Annotated in this window: 3 protein-coding genes; all 3 read left to right on the top strand. The window is 38.9% G+C overall.

Features of this window, described 5'->3' with window-relative positions:
* Positions 1-329 precede the first annotated feature (329 nt).
* A complete protein-coding gene (gene ndk, locus FNZ24_RS17570; RefSeq protein ID WP_102526368.1) occupies positions 330-761 on the top strand; it encodes a nucleoside-diphosphate kinase in 432 nt (143 codons plus the stop codon).
* Between the two features lie 737 nt (positions 762-1,498).
* The gene (locus tag FNZ24_RS17565; protein WP_153916136.1) at positions 1,499-4,129 is read left to right on the top strand and encodes a TonB-dependent receptor; all 2,631 of its coding nucleotides are present in this window, start codon (positions 1,499-1,501) and stop codon (positions 4,127-4,129) included.
* 471 nt (positions 4,130-4,600) lie between these two features.
* On the top strand, positions 4,601-7,279 hold the full coding sequence (locus tag FNZ24_RS17560; RefSeq protein ID WP_153916135.1) for a TonB-dependent receptor: 2,679 nt from the start codon (positions 4,601-4,603) through the stop codon (positions 7,277-7,279).
* Positions 7,280-7,326 lie beyond the last annotated feature (47 nt).

The following is a 7,326-nucleotide window of genomic DNA, read 5'->3' as shown; positions in this document are numbered from 1 at the left end:
ATCGCTTGTTCGATGTCGCAAGCAAGTTTTGTTGAACAACTGCCTAAAATGTTAGTTAACTATTTAAAGCCATGCTTCAGTGAGCTATAGCTTTTGAAGATCATAGACTTTGAAAATCATAGTTATTGAAGGTTGTAGCTGTAAGTGAAACATACCAATACAGCTTGTTTAACAAAGAAGGAACCGCTTGAGGTTAATCACAATTTTCGCAGAACCTAGGTCACATGATGACATTTTGATTATGTGGTGCCATTAACCCTATGCATGCTGACGTAAATTTCGTATAATCCGCGCGAATTTAAAACCCAATATCAAGAAGGAAGCTTTTCATGGCTATCGAACGTACTTTTTCTATCATTAAGCCTGATGCTGTTGCAAAAAACCACATTGGCGCTATCTACAACCGTTTTGAAACTGCTGGCCTGAAAATCATTGCTTCTAAAATGGTTCACTTAAGCAAAGAACAAGCTGAAGGCTTCTATGCTGAGCACAGCGAACGTCCTTTCTTCGGTGCTTTAGTTGCATTCATGACTTCAGGTCCTATCATGGTTCAAACACTTGAAGGCGAAAACGCTGTTCTAGCTCACCGTGAAATCTTAGGCGCTACTAACCCAGCTGAAGCAGCTGAAGGTACTATCCGTGCTGATTTCGCAGAAAGCATTGATGAGAACGCTGCTCACGGTTCTGATTCTGTAGCATCTGCTGAGCGTGAAGTTGCTTACTTCTTCAGCGCTGAAGAGTTATGTGCACGTACTCGTTAATTCTTAATTGAATTACGTTAAAAGGAGCCTTATGGCTCCTTTTTTATGCCTAAAAATTACTGATAACTTCTTGAGCCTCTATGCCAGCCTTGTTACGAACTTATAGGCGTTTTATAGATTGTTTTTCTTTTCACCCCAATCGAAACCGAGACTTTCTAATTGGCTTATATGTGAATAAGTATTCCTTTTCTAGCAGCTAAAAATTCAATTGTTGCAAATTTCTTCTAATCAGCTTGAGTAATTACTCTTTTAAAATCTGGCTGAATGTCGCTTATTTGTTAAATAATAAGCAAGTTAAACTTCCAATTAATAATTTTATTGTGATTTTAAAATTATTTTTAAATTAAAAAATGTTACTTAAGTTAACTTTGTGTTAATTTCTGATGCTTTTTAGATCTGTAAGTTAACCTGAATTTTAATTAATTTAACTTTATTGATTGATATTTGATCTGATTTAATATTTCTATTTACTTTTAATTAACAAAAATCCTTATTGTATTTAACTATTAAACCTTGATATTTTGTAAGATGCTGTTTTATATTGATTTAACAATGTTTTAACACGTGTTAAGTTTGGCGGTGTATCAATGGTTGGGTGGTTGGTTATTAATTTGTAATGGATGTTGACTATTGTGATTTAATTTAACAATATTGCTCTCGGTTGATTAAATAATTAACCTAAAAATAAAAAATATAACGTCGTGACTTTATTTTGATTATGACGAAGGGAGTTTATAATGAGTTCATTATCTTTGACAGCTAAGGCAATCCGCCGTGGCTTTTTGACAATAGCAGCAACAACTGTCGCAACAGGTTCAGTATTTTCAGGAAGTGTTATCGCTGAAGAAGCGCAAGCTGAAAAAGTAGAAAGAATTGCGGTAACTGGTTCACGTATTAAACGTACCGATATGGAAACTGCTAGCCCAGTTAGCGTAATTGATGCTTCGGCTATCATCGCTTCAGGCGCAACATCTATCGATGACGTACTACAGAAGATGACATCTTCTGGTGGCGCTATGACTAACGCTGCTGTGAACAACGGTTCTGGCGGTAACGCACGTGTTAACTTACGTGGCTTAGGTTCAAACCGTACTCTAGTTCTTGTTAACGGCCGTCGTATGATTGCATCAGGTACAGGTGCAGCATCTTCAGTCGATTTAAATACTATCCCAGTTTCTATGATCCAACGTGTTGAAGTACTTAAAGATGGCGCATCAGCTGTTTACGGTACTGACGCTATCGCAGGTGTTGTAAACGTAATCTTAAAGCGTGATTTTGACGGTTTTGAGATGAACGTTCAAACAGGTATGTCTGGTCAAGGTGATGCTGATGAAACTAGCCTAGATTTCACAGTTGGTAACACATTCGATAAAGGTAATGTTGTTATTAACGCTCAGTACACTAAGCGTGGTGATGCAAGTCAGGCAGACCGTGACTTCTCTGAATGTCCTATCGCTGAAGGTGATGATGGCCTATATTGTGCAGGTTCTTCATATTCTGAAGGTGGTCACATTTGGGGTGCAAACGGTGCTGATTTAAGTGGTCGTGGTGGTGAATACCATGAGTTCACAGATGCTGATCGCTACAACTATTCTGCTTCAAGCTTCCTATCTACTCCGATGGAGCGTTTGAATTTAAGCATGGCTGGTACTTACGAGCTATCTGATTCAATCATTTTCTTCTCTGAAGCAATGTACTCTAAGCGTTGGTCTGACCAACAAATGGCGCCACAACCAATCTGGAACAGTGAGTCTTGGGAATATCAACCAATTTCAGCTGGCGGTTGGATGACTGATGATCTATTACCATGGGTTGAAGATGGTGAACTTGTAGATTACGGTCGCCGTATGGTTGAGTCTGGTTCTCGTGACTTTTCACAGGTTGTTGACACAATACGTTTAGTCGTTGGTGTTGAAGGTGAGTTCGACAATGGTTGGACTTGGGATGCTTCTTACAACAAAGGTAAGAATGACTCAGTTGACACTCTAGCTAACTTACACAACATCGGTTCTATTAACGATGCTGTTCAAGCTGAAGAGTTTGACCCATTCCTCCAGTCATCTTGGATGGGTGATAGCATTGCTCCATTCGTATACACAGAAGTTAACGCTGGTGGTAGTGAGTTGGATATCGCTGCACTAACACTTTCTGGTGACATCGTTGATTTACCAGCTGGTACTTTAGCTTTTGCTGCTGGTGCAGAATACCGTAAAGAATCAGCTTACTTCACTCCAGATTCATTAACTGCACAAGGTCTTGCAAATGACCCACGTGTTGAAGCAACATCTGGCTCATTTGATGTTAGCGAGTTTTATGCTGAATTAGCTATTCCTTTATTAAGTGACTTACCACTAGCACAACAAGTGGATATGAGCGCTGCAGTTCGTTATTTCGATTACAGCACATTTGGTGACGACAGTACTTGGAAACTTGGTTTAACTTGGCGTTTATTTGATGACTTAATGGTTCGCGGTGTTCAATCTACAGCTTTCCGTGCTCCAACTGTAGATGAGTTGTACGGTGGTGCATCTCCATCATTCGACCAAATTGTTCACCCTGCAACAGACCAAACTCAAGCAGAAGTAACAGTAGGTGGTAACCCACTTCTAACACCTGAAGAAGCTGATATCACAACACTTGGTTTAGTGTATTCTCCAAGCTTTGTTGACGGTTTATCATTAACAGTCGATTACTACGATATCGGTATTACAAACACAATTTCTTCAGTTGATTCTAACTACATTGCTAATCAGTGTTTAGATGAAAACGGTAACAAGATCAATGAAGGTACTGCACTATGTCAGGCTTCTAACATTGAAATCGATGGTACTGGTCGTATTAGTTTTGATAATGGTCTACAAAACATTGGTGAAACGAATACTTCTGGTTTCGACATTAACGTAGCTTATACCTTCGAAGGTTTAGGTTTAGATTGGAAAGCGGGTCTTGACACTTCTATCTTAGATACATATGAAGAATTCGACCAAGACGGCAATGCAATTGATTACAAAGGCTACATCACTGGTGGTGTTGGTGCATACGCTGAGTTAAAAACTAACTTTAACTTAACTGCATCAGGTGACGATTGGTCTGCTACATATGAAGCGCGTTACATCGACGGTATGGATTCATTTGCATGTAAAGATGATCCAAGTGACTGTTACGCACCTTCTGTTGACTCAATTGTTTACCATGATATATCAGCATCTTACGATATCAACGAAACAGTTAGATTGTCTGGTGGTGTGAACAACGTATTAGATGAAGAGCCTCCATACTACACAGGTAACAACGATTCAAATACCGATCCGTACACTTATGATGTACTAGGTCGCTACTTCTTCGTTCGTGCAAGTGTGAAGTTCTAAGAAAACATAATATTCAAATAAGTAAGTTAGTAAAATCCCAGTCGATATGTCGGCTGGGATTTTTTGTTTTTGTATTAAGATAATTAGTTAACTTTTTATAAATATTACTGTCAGTATTATTGTAAATCTCTAGCGTTTTTCTGGATAATTTTTACATTTGTTTCAGCATGTTATTGCATTATTACACTTTTATTTCAGGTGTAATTTAATGTATCTCCCTTGTGGCTTTTGCCTTGTAATTTTTCACCCTTCCAATAACCTGCTGAAAAGTAGGGTTTAATTTGTTTCCGGTGTGATCTGTCTCTCTTGTTTTGGTATCAATTTGTACCCTGTTGGTTAATTTTATGTGCTGGTTGTTGAATGATTTACGTCGTTTTAACAGTATCGAGTGGAGGTTATTAACCTCGGTTTAACTAAATAAAACAATAAAAAGTCAATATGTTAGAAAAGCTAACATCCAGGGAGATTTACATGAGTTCATTAACGTTAACAGCTAAGGCGATTCGTCGCAGTATTCTAGCTGCGACAGCAGCATCAGTTGCTTTTTCTGGAGTTGCATTTGCTGAAGATGCACCGGAGAAAGTGGAAAGAATTGAAGTAACAGGTTCACGTATCAAGCAAGTGGATATGGAAACATCTTCACCTGTGACTGTTCTAAGTGCCGCAGATATTGCGCTAACTGGTGAAAAAACAGTAGCTGATGTACTTAATAACTCATCAATTAACGCATTCGGTTCATGGCGTGGTACTTCAGGATACGGTTCTGGTGCCAGCGCTACGAGCTCTATCAATATGCGTGGTCTAGGCTCGCAAGCTACATTGGTTTTACTTGATGGAAGACGTATGCCTGGTACTAGCTCTAGTTCAGGTTCTACTGCTGATACTTCGCAAATACCAATTGCGATTGTAGAAAGAATTGAGATTTTACGTGATGGTGCATCTGCAGTTTATGGTTCAGATGCAGTTGCCGGTGTAATTAACATCATCACTAAAAAAGAATTTGAAGGTGTGCAATTAGATTACAGCGTTGAAATGCCTGATGTTGAAGGCGGAGATGCTACACGTTTCTCTATTGCTACAGGTTACAACACTGATAAAGGCAACATCACTTTCACATACGAATACTATGATACTAAAGCTGTAATGGATCGTGATATTTGGGATATGGATGATCCATCTTATGGTGATTACAGCTCGTTTAGTTCAGTACCTAATGGTTATTACAACACTGGTAGAGTAGATGAAAATGGTGATGACATTTATGACTTTTACTCAAACTCTGAAATGTGTGATGAAACTGAAAATGTCTTAAATGGTACTGATGGCAACAACAATGGCCGTTGTTATTATAGTTATGGTGAAGTAACGAAGTTATTTGGTGATATGACTCGTAATTCTTTCATGACTAACTTTAGCTATGATCTTACTGATGATATTCAATTCCGTGGTCGTGGTTCTGCATCATTAAGTGAAACAAACACACGTTATGCTGGAACACCAGTATCTACTAACTACCCAGTGATGTCTGCTGATAACGCCTATAACCCAACTGGCGCAGACATGACTGTTTACATGCGTTCTGTTCAAATCGGTGAGCGTGATACGTTAACTGAAACCAATAACTACGATATGTTAGGTGGTTTTGTTGGATTCGCAGATATCGGTAACGGTATCGATTGGGAAGTTAATGCTCAATATTCTGGCTCAACGACTAACTCATTTAACTACAACTTGATTAATGACAACATTATTCAAAGTGAAATTGATACGGGTAACTACGATATCTTTAACACTAGTGGTATGAGCTATGATGAGTGGGATCAATCTATGACTGCACTTTATAGTGCGGCTAACCATACTGGTGTTTATCAAGGTAAGTTCGATAGCACTCAAATTGATGGTCTTGCGTCTACAACCTTTATTGATAATGACAATTTCACATTAGCTATGGTAGTTGGTGCTGAATATGAAATGATCAACTTCAAACAAACATCTGACCCTGAGTCGGCTGCTGGTATTATCTCTGGCGGTTCAGGTGGTGATGATGTAGATGCAGAGCGTGACCGTACAGCAGCATACACTGAATTACAGATGGGTCTTCCTGCCAATGTTGATGTTTCTTTAGCGGTTCGCTATGAAAGATATGAGCAAGAAGGTTCATTAACTGGTGCGACAGGTGTTGTAACTAACTCATCAACTTTTGATGCTGTTGTTCCTAAGATTGGTGTTAGCTGGCGTCCAATTGATAGCTTACTTGTTCGTGCAAGTTACGGTGACTCTTTCCGTGCTCCGAATATGGGCGAAATGTTCTCATCTCAGTCTTTAAGTTTTGAAACAGCATACGATTCAGTTTGGTGTGAAGACAATAGTGGTTCTGATGAAAACTACTGTGCAACGGGTAACCAACATAAAACTTGGTTCGGTGGCAACCCAGACTTAGAAGCTGAAGAAGGAAACTCTCTTACTTTGGGTGCTGTTTGGAACGTTACAGACGCATGGAGTGTTGAGCTATCTTACTATGACATCACTTATGATAATAAGATCGAAGCAGTAAGTGCGACAGATGTTATTCGTGATGAAAAACTTAACGGTAGTTCAGACTTTGTGACTCGTGGAGCGGATGGAAAAATTGAATACATAGAAAGTGGTTACATCAATATGTCTTCAGTTGTGACTAGCGGTTTAGATTTTGCCACATCGTATAATTTAGAAACTGGTTTCGGTGACTTTAACTTCAAAGTCGATATGACACACGTATTAGAATTTGAAGAGCAAGCTGATTCAGAATCTATTCCAATCGATTATGCTGGTATTCAAGATTACCCACAATGGCGTGGTAACTTAGCTGCTGCTTGGTATTACAATGACTTTAACGCTGCTTGGACGACTGTTTACATTGGAAGCCAATCAGGCCAATACTGGCGTGACCTAGGTTACGACTATATTACTGATACTCCTGATTACTTTAAACATAATATCCAGTTTGGTTATACCCACGATTGGAACGGTACAATCACAGTAGGTATTAACAACGTATTTGACGAAGAAGCGCCAACTTGGTACGACTACTCAGGTTACCGTGACGTAAATACTGATTTATATGATGTTCTAGGTCGTACTTATTACCTAAGAATCAACCAAAAGTTCTAAAGCTTTTATAGTTTACAACTAAAAAACCTCCGCTAGTCGGAGGTTTT

This window comes from Shewanella sp. TC10, from assembly GCF_009663145.1.
GTDB lineage: Bacteria > Pseudomonadota > Gammaproteobacteria > Enterobacterales > Shewanellaceae > Shewanella.
The sequence above is the reverse complement of the archived record's forward strand: the minus strand, read 5'-3'. Positions and strand labels throughout refer to the sequence as shown.

Coding starts and splice junctions, on each gene's coding strand:
- ndk (WP_102526368.1), top strand. CDS start 330: ATGGCTATCGAACGTACTTTTTCTATCATTAAGCCTGATGCTGTTGCA.
- FNZ24_RS17560 (WP_153916135.1), top strand. CDS start 4,601: ATGAGTTCATTAACGTTAACAGCTAAGGCGATTCGTCGCAGTATTCTA.
- FNZ24_RS17565 (WP_153916136.1), top strand. CDS start 1,499: ATGAGTTCATTATCTTTGACAGCTAAGGCAATCCGCCGTGGCTTTTTG.